Raw genomic sequence first — 15,314 nt, 5'->3', positions numbered from 1 at the left:
CATCACTTGATTAGTCAATTGATGGTGTAAAAAAAATTACTCTTGCGGTAATTCTTTTTTTTCACTATGCTTATGAACTTTCGTCATCAGCTCATATAATATTTTCTGCTCTTCTTCATTTAATACATCATCAAAAAACGAAGATTGAAATGCAAGTTGCTCTGGCAATGCTCTCTCTAAAGCTGCTTCTCCTTGCTCTGTAAGACTAATTGTTTTCGTTTTCCAATCTTGTTTTCGTACAATATATCCTTCTTTTTCAAGACGAGTTAACATTCGAGAAATGCCACCTTGTGTAACAGTTACCTTTTCAGCTAACTCCATTTGTGTTAGTGGTTGATACGTACGTATTTGCAAAAGCACATCAAATTGAGCTGTCGTTAAATCAAAACGTTTTAAAAACTCATTTGACATTTGATTACTTTGGTTCGTAAATCGTATTAAACGTAACCATATTAATGATCCTATCGTATTATCACGCATGTTTTGTCACTTCCTAGCGTTCATCTTACTATCACTTTACTACGCAAGTGATAAAAAAGCAAGAAAAAATGTAATAAATATATCGATAGAGTATTGCATAAATAATGATAAGTAAGAATTCATATAAACATGAATTCTTACTTATCATTATTCTTAACTTTTCCTTTCATTCATTACTATATTTAAAGCTGCCATAGCTTTTGGCCAACCAACGTAAAAAGCCATATGTGTTATTAATGCAACCAATTCATTCTCCTTAATCCCATTTTGTTTAGCTAGCTTCAGATGAAATTGTAATTGTTCTGTATTACCGAGACTGATTAGTGCTGACACAGTACACAAACTTCTTTCCCTTAATGTTAAAGTGGCATCCCGCCACACTTCCTCAAATAATATCTTTTCACTATAATGAGCAAATGCAGGTGCCATTTCTCTCATTTTCTTTTTAATATGTACTTCAATAAGTTCATTTTTCATTTTTTTCTCCCTTTATTTTCATCATTTGTGCTATTCCTTGACCAAATGACCAGTTTTCAGCAGCTGTCTCATTTAGTGTAATAAAAATATTCGAAGTTTTAACGTCGGAATATTCCGTAATTTTTAAAGATATCGATTGATACAAATCTTTTTTCTGTTGCACCGTTCTTCCCGGTCCACATGTAATAGAAACATATATCATATTCTCTGTTCTCTTTTCTCCTCTTTCCAACAAATAATATGGATTATATAAAAATTTATTTTGTTGGTAAGGTAAGAACATTTGAAAATAATCATTTTCAGGGATGTTAAAATGTTCAATTAACGAAAGATGGATACATTCACCCATTTTTTCCAACTCTTCTTCATTTAATATGTTTTCAGGATAATAAATCTTCACAAAAGGCATAGACTTTCATTCCTTTTCTTATTTTTAATATACAACAAAATTTCATCGTGAAATGTGTAAAATCTCATATACTGTAGCACCTTTATTTACTATAATATCAGGCTTCTCTTCATAAAACTCAAACCTACTATATCCCCATTTATCCGGATTATAAACGATTACATTCCCTAAACACTTTTCATTGTTTTGTACATTTTCATTCATCATGTTTAATTGAGTCCCAATCAGCGTTTTACTTTGAGCAATACTTCCTGCATATTCAACAACATATCTACTTTTCTTAAATCCATCACTTAGATTAACAACTAATGGAACACCTATATGTATTTGTTGCCAACCAAACGATTGTAAAATATTATCGTAATACCCTTCAAAGATAAATTTATTCATCCCTTCATGCCCATTCCAAATATATAAAGGTGCATAGGAGTTATAAAAATTCCCGTCTTTCTCCGTTTCCGTAATTAAATAAGCTTTAAAATTTAGTGCTTGGAAACCATCAGTTTTATAACCATTATCCTTTACCCTTTTCTTAATAATTTCCATGTCATAATCCTTTGGCAAAATGACCTTATATTGCATTCCAATCATGTTTATCACTCGCTTTCAATCTTATATACATTATGATAAATCGATAAGTAGCTAACGTAAAATAGGTATAAATTATGTTTGGTATCATTTATAATGATAGTGCATAAGGGGCTGAGATATATGGAAATAAATGATCTTATTATATTCAAAACTGTAGCCAGTGAGGGTTCTATTAGTAAAGCTGCTAAAGAGTTAGGTTATGTTCAACCGAACGTAACTGAAAGAATCAAAAAATTAGAACAAGAATTAGAAACACCCTTACTACATAGAGATAACAAAGGCGTTTCCTTATTACCTTCTGGTGACATTTTATTAGATTACACGAATCAAATATTAACTCTATTAGAAGAAGCGAAAGATAAAATTAAAACAAGTGGGTCTTCTTATATAATCGCGACGTCACAATCGATTTTGACTAATTATTTAAGTAAGCGTATTAAAGAAAATTTCATGAATTATCAAATATATGTAGAAAATAGTAGTCATTTGCCAAAATTACTGCAGCAACAAAAAGTTGATATGGTCATCACTTATGAGGATGATTCTGGTGCAGGTTTTAAAAAAGTATTTACTACTTCAATTTCTATAGGCTTACTAAAAGATCAAGAAAAATGTATCATTGACTATTCAAAGGAACTCTTCTTCGTTAGCAATGACAAAAAGTGCCCTTTTAGAAATAAGACGATACAATTTCTAAAAGAAAATAATTTATCTCAGCGTCAACTTCAACAATTAGATTCTTATTCGCTTATGGAAGAGTTTATTCAGGACGGAAAAGGGATAGCCTTTTTGCCGATTAAAAATGATAAATTGGTACCAATTGAAGATGTTCCAGTTGAAAAATTAGCTGTTCATTTTTTTACAAATCAAAACTCTTTCAAACAAATCCCTGATGAACTATTCGGTTAATAAAAAATCCCTCCTTTATGAATCTAAAAGAGGGATTTTCATATTCTATACAATTGATTTTTCACACATTTTGCTCCACTTCTGCACTTTTCTCCTTCTTATTCCGTTTCATATTCTTCAGTCCCTTAACCGTGCCAACTAATCCTTTCGGGAAAACTAGCAATACGATAATGTACAATAAACCAAGAATAATCGTCCATCGTTCAAAGATCGGATACTCTGTAGCTAGTTCTGATAAATAATATTTTAGAGATTCAATAATTCCAGCTCCTGCAATTGCTCCAATTAACGTTCCAACCCCACCAATCATCGTCATCAATAATGCATTTAATGTCATTTCAATTGAAAATACAGTCGTATTAACAAAACGCAATGTGATAACAAATAAACCACCGCTAATCGCAGCTACTACTCCTGCAACAATGCTAGCAATAATTTTATAATGAAGCACTTTATATCCTAGTGCTTCAACACGTTGCTCATTTTGGGAAATTGCCTTTAATACTTTTCCAATAGAAGATTTGGTGAAAAGACGTAACAGAACAAAAATGATAAGTAAACATATAAGTGTTACATAATAAAACGTAAAACGATCACGGAATACGTCTGGTACACCAAATGTAAAACCATCTCCTCCGTGAGTAAGCCCACGCCATTTTTCAGCAAGTACAAAAAATAACTGTGAAATAGCAAGTGTTAACATTGCATAAAAATGACTTTTCAATCGTAAAGAAAGCAAACCAATTATATAACTAACGATTGCTGAAACGATAATTGCAGCTACTATTCCAATTAAAAAGTTCGTTATTGATACGCCTTGTCGATCAAATAAAAGTGCTACCCCATATGCTCCTATCCCAAAGAACATACAATGACCGAACGATACAATTCCTGTATACCCAAGCAATACATCAAAACTCATTGCAAAAATAGCAAAGATGAAGATTTGAGTGAACAAAATTAACAGGCTCCGTGAATCATTTACGAACGGAAATACACTTAAACAAATGAGCATACATACTCCGAAGTATACTTTAATTCGGTCCGATGTGTTGTTCACCATTTCACCCCTTTTCACCAACAAGTCCAGTTGGCTTCACTATTAAGAAAAATAGTAACATTAACATATTAATTGCAAGTGATAAATCTGGTATAAAATACGCTGTAAAAGCACCAGCTAATCCGACAATTAAAGAAGCAATAGCTGAACCTTGAACGCTTCCTAATCCACCGATAATTACTACTATAAAAGCTAAAATTGCATACTGCATGCCCATCTCGGCGAAAATAACGCCCGAATACGGTGCTAATAAGAATCCTCCCAAAGCTGCCATCCCTGCCCCTAATAAAAAGACGAAAGAAAATATCGCTTTTACATTAATACCAAGCGCTTGAACCATTTCTTTATCCATTACACCTGCACGGATCATAAGACCTATCTTCGTCTTTTTGAGTAATAGTAGTAGTGCAATGTAAATAATTATCCCAATCAAAATAACAAATAGACGATATTTAATTAATATAATACCTCCGAATGTAAAACTTCCTTGTAACCATAACGGTAATTTTGCACTAATAGGGTTTGGCCCCCAAAATATTTTAATACACTCACTAAGAACGAGCATTCCTCCAAGCGTAACGAGCAGCTGTCGAACATGATTTCCATATACCGGCCTAATAAGAAACCTTTCTAAAATAAATCCTAGGAACATTCCCATGGCTACTGCTCCAACTAAAGCTAATATATAACTTCCTGTCACATTAAATAACCAAACACCTGTAAATGCTCCCCATGCAAATAAACCACCGTGTGCAAAGTTTAAAACGCTCATTAAACCGAAAATAAGTGAAAGACCTGATGCTAACAAAAAAATGAGCATCCCTGTTGAAATCCCATTTACAAATAAATTGATTAACACATCCATCCTTTTCACCTCGGATTCATGTTAAGAGATTCCTAAATATTTATGACACATTTCCTTATCCTTTTTTAATTCATTCATAAAACCGTTATGAACAATTCGTCCGTTATCCATAATGTAAAAATAATCGCCAATTTGACTGGCCATCATAAAATTTTGCTCAACAAGTAAAACTGTTGTTTTCTCTTTCATCTTCAAAATAGCTACCATTAATTTCTCCACCATTATCGGGGATAGCCCTTTGCTCGGTTCATCAATAAGTAATAATCCATCACTATTAATAAACGCTCTTGAAATAGCCAACATTTGCTTTTGCCCTCCGCTCAAGAGCCCACTTTTCTTATTCCAAAACTGCTTTAAATCCGGAAATAGTTCCAGCATCCACTCTATTTTCCCTTCTACTTCCTCACCTTTTCCCCTAGCAAGAGCGAAAGTTTCTTCTACTGTCAAATCATGAAAAATACCTTGATTTTCTGGTACATACCCTATTCCTTTCCTTGAAATTAAATGTGTAGGTAATCCACTCACTTTTGCACTATCATAATAAATTTCACCATCTGCAATGCGGTGAAACCCCATCACTGAACGTAATGTCGTTGTTTTCCCTGCCCCATTTCTACCAAACAGTACAGTAATCGTCCCTTTCTCAACAGCAAGAGATACTCCTTGCAAAATATGAAACTGATCTAAATACGTTTCTATATTATTCACTTGTAATAGTGCCACTATATAATCCCCCTAAATAAGCACTTTGTACACGCTCATCTTTCATAATTTCTTCTGGCAATCCTTCAGCCAATAACTCTCCATGAAATAAAACGATAAGATGATCTGACAAACCTAGTATCATATCCATTTTGTGTTCGATAAGTACAATTGTGCTCTCTGGATGTTTCTTAATATTTTCAATCACTTGTAATATAGCAGGGACTTCCTCAACCGAAATACCTGCCGTCGGCTCATCAAGTAATAACACATCCGTTTTTAAAGCTAATAACATCGCAAGTTCTAGCTTCCTTTTCTCTCCATGTGCCAAATCTTTCGCTAATACGTTCTCTTTTTCATGAAGTAATACTGTTTTTAAGAAACGTCTCGCCTCTCCAACTTGTTGCTTTAATTTTGCTGAACTCGGGAAAAAACTATAGTAATCTTGTACGAATGATTGAACACTTAAACGGACATTTTCAAGTACCGTTAATTCTGGGAATATGTTTGTAAGCTGAAAAGAGCGACCGATTCCTAAGCGTGTTCGATCTGAAATCGATAGTTTTGTAATATCTTGCCCTTTAAAATACACTTCACCTGTTGTGGGTGAAATCTGTCCACTTAGTAAATTAAATAACGTTGTCTTCCCCGCACCATTTGGCCCAATAATAGAAATGAGCTTTCCTTTTTGGACAGTTAAATTTACATCTTTAATAACTTGATGTTCACCAAAAGATACACTAAGATTTTTCGTCTCTAGCAAATGTGTCACGAAATCCCTCCCTTTAAAGCCGTGAGTATGAAAGAAATTTGTATAAAGAGGGTCCCCCCTCTTTATACAAAAACAACAGAAAATTCAGTCTATTTATTTTGAACTGGTGGTTCTGTTTCTTTCATCGTTAATTCTCGCTCTAACACTGGCACCGGATAATCAACACCGTCTTGCTTTTTCAATGTGATAGAATACAGTGTCTGCATCGCTTGGTGGTCCTTCTCTCTAAACTTCATCTTTCCTTTCGGTGTATCAAATTCCATTCCTTCCATTTTCTTAATCAAGGTATCTACATCTGTATCACCTTTTGTTTTCTTTAAGGCTTCTACAATAGAAATTGCTGCTGACATTCCTCCTGCTGTAAACAAATCTGGCACTGCACCATTAAAACGTTTTTTATGCTCTTCAACTAGCCAATCATTCACTTTATTTTTTGGAAGTGTGTGATAATATACAGAAAAACCTTGCATACCTACTAATGCATCCATTGTTTTTAATGCTGGTATATCTGGCGCACCTGTAGAAATTTTAATACCTTGCGCTTCCACATTCATATCTTTCAACTGTTTCCAAGGTGAATTTGCCCCTGCCCAAACGATAAATAAATAATCTGGTTTTGAACTAATGATATTTTGAATATTCGCTGTAAAATCTGTTGAATTTGTATCCGCGTATTGCTCATTCACAATGTTCGCACCTAATTTTTTCGCACCCGCTTTAAATGCAGCAATCCCTTCACGACCAAAAGCGTTATCTGGGGCAAATGTTGCAATCTTTACATCTTTTTTCGCAATTGCTGCTGCTCCTGCAATCGCATCTTGTGAGGAACTTCTTCCAGTTCTAAAAATATATTTATTCCAGTTCTTCCCGGTAATACTATCCGCAACTGCCGGTTCTACAACCATAATCTTTTCATATTCTTCAGCCAGTGGTAAAACCGCTAACGTATCACTTGAACTAGACGATCCAACTAAAAAATCAACTTTCTCTTCTTCTAATAACTTCGTAGCTTTTTTAACTGCTACATCCGCTTTCGTTTCTGTATCTTCTACAACAAACTTAATCTTTTTCCCATCTACTTTCCCAGTTCCACCAGTTGCATAATTTAACCCTAATTCAAATCCGTTCACTGTTTGTTTTCCATACGATTCTAGCGGTCCTGTTAAAGAAGCAAGGACTCCTACCTTAATCGTTTTTTCATCCTCTGTACTTGTTTTCTTTCCTGAACAAGCTGCCGTTATTAATAACGAACCTAAAACACAACCAGTAAACATTGTTTTTAGCCACTTACGTTTTTTCATCGACATTGTGATCCTCCCCATACTTTACTTTCTGATAGAATCAAACACGCCAAAATCCCCTGTCCGTAATCATGACTAACTAATTCGATAGATAATGGAAAACTCTTGTAGTACCCTCTACATTCGGCACAAATATATAATCACCTTCCTATGTAATGGAAACGGACATACAATCAATATATATTCTGCAATCCAATTGAAAATACTGTTTCATTTCAGTAATGACCATACAAAAAGACTAACTTATTTTTAAGTTAGTCTTTTCCCCTTAATTAGAGTTAAGTTCTACTTTCTCTAACCCTTCAGCCAATTGTTTCTTATCTAGTCCTTCTCCTATTACTACTAAGTTTGTCGGGAAACCGAAGTCTTGTTCTAATAAAGTTGGTACTCCGAACGAATATTGGAATAGGTGAGGGTATTTATCTCCATGGAATTTCACAAAACCTTTCACTCGATAAATACTATCTGGTAAATTCGAAAGCCATTCATATAATGTGTCTTGATCAATCGGTTTCGTAAATTGATATGTCATTGTTTGTATATGTAAATGCTGTTTGACATGTAGTGTCTCGTGTTCCTCATCATTTGGAAATTCTGCTTCTTCTATATCTTTTAAAGATATATTACAATACTTTGTCTCATACATTTTCGCATGATCATTTATTGCCTTTACTTCTTCAAATACTGTATTCTTATCTTCATCTGTTAGTAAATCTGCTTTATTAACAAGAATGTGACTACCAAATTTCAGTTGCTCATGCAATAGCTGTTGTACATTTGCACTTAATATACTTCGATTTAACCACCTTACTGCATCTAAAACGACTACAATTGATTTCACTTCCAGAAAAGGAGCTAAAATTGGCGAGACACACGCGTCTAACACTTCAATTGGATGCGCAACACCTGTCGTTTCTATATAAATTACATCTGGTCTTTCTTGTTGGTATAACGAATGTAATTGTATTTCAAGCTCTTCTTTTAACGTACAACAAATACATCCTTTAAGAAGTTCTCTTAAAACATTCTCTTTTCCAATAATATCTGTATCTACTGAGTATTCACCAATTTCATTCATTAATACTGCAACTTTTCTATTCTTCTTTTTCTCTGCTAACAATAAATTTTGTAATAATGTTGATTTTCCACTACCTAAAAAACCACCTAATATATGAATCTCCACTTTATTCATTCAACCGACCATCCATTTCTTTACTTCAAATGTATTCAAAGCGTAATAATTACGATTTATATTTATCATTTTATTAAAAGAATGACCATTTGTAAATATAAGAGATTCACTGTTCATTTACTTCATATGCAACTCTAACTCCAGACTCAATTGCCCCTTGCATCCATCCATGTGTTAATGTCGTATGCTCTCCTGCAAAATGTACTTTTCCAGATGGTGGTGTAATATACGGAAATAACTCGAGCTCTTGGCCTGGTTCGAAAGCTGTAAATGCACCGCAAGAATACGGATTTTTACTCCAGCTAAAAGATGTTCCAGTGACAAACTCACTATAGACGATGTCACCGTATATTTCCGCTAAATTTTTTAATGCGTAACGAATACGATCTCTTTGCGGGAGACTATCCCATGTTAACGCCTCATCTGCCCACGTATAACTTGCTATAACGATAGCTGGTCCTGGAGTATGAATGCCATAACTCGGATAGTATGTAAACCGTATCGGTAAATCAGTAATAGATTTACCGCCACACTGTCCCGCTTTCTCCCAAAATCTACTTTTAAACTCTATTGCAATTTTAGTTGCAGCAATATAATTTAATTCACGAATTGCTCTTTTTTTAAAATAAGAGAATAAATAGTATGGCTGAACTTCTACAAATCTTAACGCTGAAAATGGAATTGTAATAATAGCAAAATCACTTGTTATTGTAAATTGCTCTAACGTTTGTTCATGATTTCCTTGTAACATTACTTTATTATCTTCTTGTATAATTTTATCAACCTTATACGGCATTAAAATATGTTCCCTTAATTGTGGTAAGAATGCATTCGATAACTTATCCATTCCACCAGTTATTTCATAATATTTCGTTGTTGAAGTAAAGAAAATCATTTCACGTAATACTTCAATTAAGGACATTCCCATATAAGCTTCCATATCAAGAAGTACCCCAATCATATCTATCGCACCATCTGAATAATACTCCATTAAAAATGAACCAAGCGAATACGTTTTATACTTTTTTTCAACGATAAGCCAGTTTTTATCAGGATCCTTCTTAATGTAATTTAGTATTGGTTCTAATACTTCAATCATTAGCTCTTCTGCCGTTTTTCCTCTTTCTTTATCCAAAACCGGATATTCAAGTACACTTGGATCATTTTCAAACACATTCAATCTCGTTTGAATGTTATTCGTATAAATGATATCTGCAAAAGTTTTATTTATAAAAAGGTTTAAAGGTAGTTTAAATTTATGAATATACGCTAAGGTTAACTTATGGGTGTCAGGGATTCTCATCGGTCCCGCATTAAAATATAAACCCACACTAAATGGTTCCCGAATCGTATACACTCTGCCACCTATTCTGTTATTTGCTTCTATAATCGTTACTTCGTGCCCAGCCTCTTTTAATAAAGAACCTGCAACTAATCCAGAAATCCCTGCACCTGCAATCGTAATCCGTTTTGGGTTATTCTTTTTAACAAGCCCTGCATGAATAATATGAAGCATTTCTTCCATTGCTAATGGATTCCCCATGCCATTTCCCCTTTTACAAAGGATTTTACTGAATTATATTCGGTTCACTGAATTCCTATGTTTTGTTCGCGGGTTTGCACGGATACATTTTCAAATACTTGAATATCTTTTATAAAATGTAATAAACTAGATATGACTCTATAGAAGTAAGACGTATTATCTTACATAATAAAATCAATGAAATTGCGAGGAATTTTGAAATGAAAAAAGGTATTAACCGTGTTGTATTAGTAGGAACAGGAGCAGTTGGATGTAGTTATGCTTACTGCATGATTAACCAGGCTGTAGCTGAAGAATTTGTTTTAGTCGATGTAAATGAGGCAAAAGCTGAAGGGGAAGCAATGGACTTAAGTCATGCTGTTCCATTCGCACCAGCTCCAACTAGAGTATGGAAAGGCAGCTACGAAGATTGTAAAGATGCTGACCTTGTAGTTATTACAGCTGGATTACCACAAAAACCAGGCGAAACACGTTTAGATTTAGTTGAGAAAAACGCTAAAATCTTCAAACAAATCGTTCGCAGTATTATGGATAGCGGATTTGATGGCATCTTCTTAATCGCAACAAACCCTGTAGATATTTTAACTTACGTAACTTGGAAAGAATCTGGTTTACCGAAAGAACGTGTAATCGGTTCTGGTACAACGCTTGATTCTGCTCGTTTCCGCTATATGTTAGGTGAGTACTTCGATATTGGTCCACACAACATTCACGCTTATATTATCGGAGAACACGGCGATACTGAACTTCCAGTTTGGAGCCATGTTTCCGTTGGTATCCAAAAACTACAAACACTGCTTGAAAAAGACAACACGTATAATCAAGAAGATTTAGACAAAATTTTCATAAACGTCCGTGATGCAGCTTACCATATTATTGAGCGTAAAGGCGCAACTTATTATGGTATCGGTATGTCACTTCTACGTGTTACAAAAGCAATTTTAAACGACGAAAATAGTGTATTAACTGTATCAGCTTACTTAGAAGGTCAATACGGTCAAAAAGATGTTTATATCGGGGTACCTGCTGTTTTAAATCGCGGCGGTGTTCGTGAAATTTTAGAGGTTGAATTAAGTGAAGATGAAGAATTAAAATTCGACCACTCTGTTCAAGTATTGAAAGAAACAATGGCTCCAGTTCTTTAATTAAGATAAAAAGCAATCCAATTTATTTTGGATTGCTTTTTATTTTCATTATCTCCTATGACTTTTTAGTGATTTTCTATCATTTCTTATTTTTTAGTCGCATTCTCATTATTTATATCAAGTACATCTAATAAAAAGATAAAGATTGGTATCCCGATAATAAGCCCCCATATTCCAAGGAAATGCTCTGAGAAGATGAGAATCATAAATGTGTAGAATATTGGTAAATTTGTTTTTGCAGACATAAACTTCGGATTTAAAAAATAACTTTCAAGAGCATGGATTACTGTTATGAATACGAGTATGTATACTACGTATATAACTCCGCCTACGTTGTAAGCAATGATACAAAGTGGAAACAAAGAAATAATTACACCTGCAACAGGAATCAACCCTAGTAAGAAAATCATAACAGCTAATACAAGTAGCTGTGGAAATCCTAAAACGATTAATGCAATGACAGTAAGAATACAATTTACAACGGCAATTAAAAACTGAGCCTCAATTACTTTGCCGAACGATCTTGCAAATCTTTCACCAAAATATGCAATTTCTTCATAAAAGATTTTTAACTTACTATCTTTAAACTTTGATGTAAATGTAATAATACGCTCTTTTTCTAATAAGAAAAATAAGCTTAAAATTAGAGATAATAATATTTGTAAACTTACCTTCCCTATATTTGCTATTGATTGATATATGACGTCTACACCTTGTTCTATATATTTTGATACTTCCATCCCATTAATTGTCGAAAGTGCATATTTAACGATTTCATTATCAGGTGGATTTTGAAAAAACAGTTTAAATTGATAAATTAATTGTGAAATTTGTATCGTCAGCACAGGTAAATATTTATATAATGTTGTGCCTATAAAGGAAACTAGTATTATATATAAACATGCAATAACAATTTTCCGGTTTACTTTCAATTTTCTTGAAATAAAACGTTGAAATCGATCCATTAAAAACGTCAGTATAAACGTAATTAATATTAAATTAATCATACTTTTTAATGCGTATAATACAAGCGCTACTATTATTAAAACGAGAAACCGTTGAAACCCTCTACTTCGAAAAAAACTCTTTACTTCATTCATTAAGAATTAACCTCCCCCTTCAATGGATGGAAATTGAATATATTACATTTTATGAACTCCTATAGACAATCTTTCTTACTAATTGAGAAGAATCCTTTTTTTCTTTTCATATTGTTAGATTCGTTTAACTGGAATCCACCAACATAATTTCGGTGGCAGTTATTTTTCATATAATCTTTTATAAACTAGGTGATTTTCTATTTTTGGACTGCTGTTCATACGCATATCCAATATTGAAAAGCTCTTTTTCACCAAACTGTTTCCCTACAAACACTACACCGATTGGTTCTCCATTTTTATCATATCCAGCAGGAACCGCTAATTCCGGATAACCAGCTACAGCTGATAGAAGGACTTCATCGTTATTAATCATAACTAGAGCATCCAAACCTTTTTCTACTAAATACCTATCTAGCTCTTTTCTTGCATTTTCTTGACTCGTTTGCACTACGTTTTCAAACTCTTCTTTCGTTATAGCAGATTTTTCAGACCCTTCAATTAATGTTTGTCCGTATTTTATTCGTCTTTTACTATCCTTTTTATTAAACGCTATAATCTCTTCTAACGATTTTACCGGTACATTCTTTTGCTGTGAAAGATAGTCGTTTACATTATGCTTGAACTCATATTCTAATGTTTGCAAATTATCTACACCCTCAGCACTTAACTGGATATTATCAGTTAATATCGCACCTGCATCTTGAAGGTCTTTTCTAATTTTTTCTACTACTACTTTTCTATTTTCATCTTGTTGGTCTACAGAAAAAAGAAGCCCTATCTTTTTCCCTTTTAATCCATCTATTGATAAATCCTTTGTATAATCAATTCTTTCTTTATCTTTCATTTTTTCTGTCATAACATCTTTTTCGTCATAACCTATCATTGCATTAAATAACGTTGCTACATCTTTTACTGTTCTTGCCATAGGTCCTGCTGTATCAAGAGTTTCAGCTAATGGAATAATTCCTGTTCTACTTACCATACCTAAAGATGGACGTAACCCAACTACTGATTGCTGCGCCGCTGGTGCAACAATCGATCCCGTCGTTTCTGTTCCAATTGCAAGCGGCGCAAAATCTGCTGCAACTACTGTAGCAGATCCTGAACTTGATCCTGAAGTATCGAATGTAATCGGACCGTACGGGTTTAAATTTTGTCCTTTCTTCCCGCTATACCCGCTTGGCATTGTAAAAGATAAATAGTTCGCCCACTCAGACATATTCGCTTTTCCTAAAACAAATGCTCCTTCTTCTTTCAACTGCTTCACAATTGTTGCGTCTTGATCTGCAATCCAATCTTTTAATACATAAGTTCCTGCACTAGTCGGCATCACTTTTTCCGTCTGTACATTATCTTTTACAACGACAGGAATACCATATAAATTCGAATTTTTGTTTCTACCCCGCTCTTGATCTAACTTTCTTGCTTCTTCCATCGCATTAGGATTTATCTCTGTAACAGAATTTAATGTTATTCCATTTTGATCATGTTCTTGTATTCTAAAGAGATAAATACTCGTTAATTCTTCATATGACAACTTTCCATCATCAATCATTTTTTGAAGCTCATCTACAGTCGCATTTACGACTTCTCTTTCTTTTATCTTTACATTTTCTATATTGATTCCTTTAAGCTGATTATGTATCGGTTGTAGCACTCTTTCTTTATCATATACAATACGCTCAGGTTCCTTTGGAAAATAATTTTTATACACGTAATATCCGCCGGCACACGCTAATAAGACAATGCCTCCAGTGATAGACAGCGTTACCTTTACCCATTTCTTCATGTTGCTTCCTCCACTCTATAAGATGCTTAGCTATACAAAAAAGAGAGTTACCTTTTACTTAACTCTCTCCAATCAAAATGCTAAATGAAAAAATGAAAGATTTCAATCTAATTACTTCTTTTTTTGCATTTGCTTTGCTAACATTTCTTTCACTTGATTATACGTTAACCCTGAATTTTTATTTAAACGCTTTACTTCCTCAACATCAGTACCTACCACTGTATATTTTTTCTCATCATTCATTTTTCTAATTCCCTTCTCACCGTATTATTTCTTATATTTCTTCCCTAAATGCGCATAAATTAACACCACTACAAAAAAGGAAGCTGTTTTTAAGCACAGCTTCCTTCTCGTTACATATTGTATTTCTTAATAAAATTTCACTACATCTTCAGTAGGCAAGAACGTTCTTTCTGCTGGTTGTTCGTTTGGTTCACCAAATGGCATTTGACCTACTAAGCTCCACTCTGCCGGAATGTTCCAAGTTTCTTTCACTTCAGCATCTACGATTGGGTTGTAATGTTGTAATGACGCCCCAATTCCTTCAGCAGATAATAGCATCCACACAGTATGTTGTAACATCGCATTTCCTTGATGAGACCAGAATGGAAACTGATCTTTGTATAATGGGGCATTTTCTTGCATTTTTTCTACAGTTGCTTGATCTTCAAAGAATAGAACTGTTCCTACACCTGCATGGAAGCCTTTTAGTCTTTCTACAGTCGCTTCAAAGTTTTCTGCTGGTACGCGTGCTCTTAGTGTTTCTTTAACGATATCCCAAAACTTTTCATGCTCTCCATCCATTAATACAACCATACGACCACTTTGCATATTGAAAGATGTTGGTGCGTGTAAAGCTGTTTTTAACACTTCTTCAATTCTTTCTTTCGTAATTGCATCGTTTTTTGTTACTTTACGAATTGAACGGCGGTTCACGATTGCTTCTTTTAAGTTTGTTGTAGTTGCTGACATTTTAATT

The 15,314-nt window shown here is 33.9% G+C and carries 17 protein-coding genes; 2 read left to right on the top strand and 15 right to left on the bottom strand.

What is annotated here, in order from left to right; translation table 11 throughout:
* Positions 1-36: 36 nt before the first annotated feature.
* The 4 genes from GD442_RS09115 to GD442_RS09100 all read right to left on the bottom strand — a co-directional run bounded on the left by GD442_RS09115 (position 37) and on the right by GD442_RS09100 (position 1,957).
* Positions 37-480, bottom strand: a complete 444-nt coding sequence (locus tag GD442_RS09115; RefSeq protein WP_001205523.1) for a MarR family winged helix-turn-helix transcriptional regulator — start codon at positions 478-480, stop codon at positions 37-39.
* A 153-nt stretch (positions 481-633) separates the two neighbouring features.
* Positions 634-957: a carboxymuconolactone decarboxylase family protein gene (locus GD442_RS09110; protein ID WP_000787195.1), complete on the bottom strand. Its 324-nt coding sequence runs from the start codon at positions 955-957 to the stop codon at positions 634-636.
* Positions 947-1,366, bottom strand: coding sequence for a tautomerase family protein (locus GD442_RS09105; protein WP_001117232.1), 420 nt, complete (start codon positions 1,364-1,366; stop codon positions 947-949). The genes GD442_RS09110 and GD442_RS09105 overlap by 11 nt, the downstream gene beginning before the upstream one ends.
* Before the next feature lie 42 nt (positions 1,367-1,408).
* The gene (locus GD442_RS09100; protein ID WP_000579897.1) at positions 1,409-1,957 is read right to left on the bottom strand and encodes a DUF4865 family protein; all 549 of its coding nucleotides are present in this window, start codon (positions 1,955-1,957) and stop codon (positions 1,409-1,411) included.
* Positions 1,958-2,077: 120 nt separating this feature from the next.
* Here GD442_RS09100 and GD442_RS09095 point away from each other — a divergent pair, with 120 nt between their 5' ends.
* Positions 2,078-2,866, top strand: coding sequence for a LysR family transcriptional regulator (locus GD442_RS09095; protein WP_000405005.1), 789 nt, complete (start codon positions 2,078-2,080; stop codon positions 2,864-2,866).
* A gap of 61 nt (positions 2,867-2,927) precedes the next feature.
* Here the strand turns inward: GD442_RS09095 and GD442_RS09090 are convergent, their stop codons facing one another.
* The 7 genes from GD442_RS09090 to GD442_RS09060 form a co-directional block, all read right to left on the bottom strand.
* Positions 2,928-3,881 (bottom strand): branched-chain amino acid ABC transporter permease, encoded by a 954-nt coding sequence (locus tag GD442_RS09090; RefSeq protein WP_002040965.1) that lies wholly within the window; start codon positions 3,879-3,881, stop codon positions 2,928-2,930.
* A gap of 49 nt (positions 3,882-3,930) precedes the next feature.
* Positions 3,931-4,791 carry a branched-chain amino acid ABC transporter permease gene (locus tag GD442_RS09085; RefSeq protein WP_000382805.1) on the bottom strand — a complete coding sequence of 287 codons (861 nt, stop codon included), beginning with the start codon at positions 4,789-4,791 and terminating at the stop codon, positions 3,931-3,933.
* A gap of 21 nt (positions 4,792-4,812) precedes the next feature.
* Positions 4,813-5,514, bottom strand: coding sequence for an ABC transporter ATP-binding protein (locus GD442_RS09080; protein WP_001196696.1), 702 nt, complete (start codon positions 5,512-5,514; stop codon positions 4,813-4,815).
* Positions 5,492-6,265 carry an ABC transporter ATP-binding protein gene (locus tag GD442_RS09075; protein WP_000149338.1) on the bottom strand — a complete coding sequence of 258 codons (774 nt, stop codon included), beginning with the start codon at positions 6,263-6,265 and terminating at the stop codon, positions 5,492-5,494. Before GD442_RS09075 ends, GD442_RS09080 begins: the two co-directional genes overlap by 23 nt.
* A gap of 89 nt (positions 6,266-6,354) precedes the next feature.
* Complete coding sequence (locus tag GD442_RS09070) at positions 6,355-7,572, bottom strand: substrate-binding domain-containing protein (RefSeq protein WP_000062009.1); 1,218 nt, start codon at positions 7,570-7,572, stop codon at positions 6,355-6,357.
* 262 nt (positions 7,573-7,834) lie between these two features.
* Positions 7,835-8,758 (bottom strand): CobW family GTP-binding protein, encoded by a 924-nt coding sequence (locus tag GD442_RS09065; protein ID WP_001044942.1) that lies wholly within the window; start codon positions 8,756-8,758, stop codon positions 7,835-7,837.
* Between the two features lie 106 nt (positions 8,759-8,864).
* The gene (locus GD442_RS09060; RefSeq protein WP_000528002.1) at positions 8,865-10,301 is read right to left on the bottom strand and encodes a flavin monoamine oxidase family protein; all 1,437 of its coding nucleotides are present in this window, start codon (positions 10,299-10,301) and stop codon (positions 8,865-8,867) included.
* 200 nt (positions 10,302-10,501) lie between these two features.
* Between GD442_RS09060 and GD442_RS09055 the strand changes: the two genes are divergently transcribed.
* Complete coding sequence (locus GD442_RS09055) at positions 10,502-11,446, top strand: L-lactate dehydrogenase (protein WP_000715321.1); 945 nt, start codon at positions 10,502-10,504, stop codon at positions 11,444-11,446.
* Positions 11,447-11,532: 86 nt separating this feature from the next.
* Here the strand turns inward: GD442_RS09055 and GD442_RS09050 are convergent, their stop codons facing one another.
* The 4 genes from GD442_RS09050 to GD442_RS09040 form a co-directional block, all read right to left on the bottom strand.
* Positions 11,533-12,546 carry an AI-2E family transporter gene (locus tag GD442_RS09050; protein WP_001006596.1) on the bottom strand — a complete coding sequence of 338 codons (1,014 nt, stop codon included), beginning with the start codon at positions 12,544-12,546 and terminating at the stop codon, positions 11,533-11,535.
* 178 nt (positions 12,547-12,724) lie between these two features.
* Entirely contained in the window at positions 12,725-14,335 is a 1,611-nt protein-coding gene (locus tag GD442_RS09045; RefSeq protein WP_000759479.1) for an amidase family protein, read from the bottom strand.
* Positions 14,336-14,446: 111 nt separating this feature from the next.
* Complete coding sequence (locus GD442_RS28265; protein WP_000997344.1) at positions 14,447-14,578, bottom strand: hypothetical protein; 132 nt, start codon at positions 14,576-14,578, stop codon at positions 14,447-14,449.
* 126 nt (positions 14,579-14,704) lie between these two features.
* Positions 14,705-15,307 (bottom strand): nitroreductase family protein, encoded by a 603-nt coding sequence (locus GD442_RS09040; RefSeq protein ID WP_001277021.1) that lies wholly within the window; start codon positions 15,305-15,307, stop codon positions 14,705-14,707.
* Positions 15,308-15,314 lie beyond the last annotated feature (7 nt).

Origin of the sequence: Bacillus sp. A260, assembly GCF_009861435.1 — a bacterium.
GTDB lineage: Bacteria > Bacillota > Bacilli > Bacillales > Bacillaceae_G > Bacillus_A > Bacillus_A cereus.
Note: the sequence above shows the minus strand (reverse complement) of the source record. Positions and strands in the feature narration are given on the sequence as shown.

What these genes read in the sequence shown, in the direction of transcription:
- GD442_RS09040 (WP_001277021.1), bottom strand. Translation starts at nt 15,307, where the DNA reads ATGTCAGCAACTACAACAAACTTAAAAGAAGCAATCGTGAACCGCCGT.
- GD442_RS28265 (WP_000997344.1), bottom strand. Translation starts at nt 14,578, where the DNA reads ATGAATGATGAGAAAAAATATACAGTGGTAGGTACTGATGTTGAGGAA.
- GD442_RS09085 (WP_000382805.1), bottom strand. Translation starts at nt 4,791, where the DNA reads ATGGATGTGTTAATCAATTTATTTGTAAATGGGATTTCAACAGGGATG.
- GD442_RS09090 (WP_002040965.1), bottom strand. Translation starts at nt 3,881, where the DNA reads ATGCTCATTTGTTTAAGTGTATTTCCGTTCGTAAATGATTCACGGAGC.
- GD442_RS09110 (WP_000787195.1), bottom strand. Translation starts at nt 957, where the DNA reads ATGAAAAATGAACTTATTGAAGTACATATTAAAAAGAAAATGAGAGAA.
- GD442_RS09070 (WP_000062009.1), bottom strand. Translation starts at nt 7,572, where the DNA reads ATGTCGATGAAAAAACGTAAGTGGCTAAAAACAATGTTTACTGGTTGT.
- GD442_RS09115 (WP_001205523.1), bottom strand. Translation starts at nt 480, where the DNA reads ATGCGTGATAATACGATAGGATCATTAATATGGTTACGTTTAATACGA.
- GD442_RS09045 (WP_000759479.1), bottom strand. Translation starts at nt 14,335, where the DNA reads ATGAAGAAATGGGTAAAGGTAACGCTGTCTATCACTGGAGGCATTGTC.
- GD442_RS09055 (WP_000715321.1), top strand. Translation starts at nt 10,502, where the DNA reads ATGAAAAAAGGTATTAACCGTGTTGTATTAGTAGGAACAGGAGCAGTT.
- GD442_RS09095 (WP_000405005.1), top strand. Translation starts at nt 2,078, where the DNA reads ATGGAAATAAATGATCTTATTATATTCAAAACTGTAGCCAGTGAGGGT.
- GD442_RS09065 (WP_001044942.1), bottom strand. Translation starts at nt 8,758, where the DNA reads ATGAATAAAGTGGAGATTCATATATTAGGTGGTTTTTTAGGTAGTGGA.
- GD442_RS09100 (WP_000579897.1), bottom strand. Translation starts at nt 1,957, where the DNA reads ATGATTGGAATGCAATATAAGGTCATTTTGCCAAAGGATTATGACATG.
- GD442_RS09050 (WP_001006596.1), bottom strand. Translation starts at nt 12,546, where the DNA reads ATGAATGAAGTAAAGAGTTTTTTTCGAAGTAGAGGGTTTCAACGGTTT.
- GD442_RS09060 (WP_000528002.1), bottom strand. Translation starts at nt 10,301, where the DNA reads ATGGGGAATCCATTAGCAATGGAAGAAATGCTTCATATTATTCATGCA.
- GD442_RS09105 (WP_001117232.1), bottom strand. Translation starts at nt 1,366, where the DNA reads ATGCCTTTTGTGAAGATTTATTATCCTGAAAACATATTAAATGAAGAA.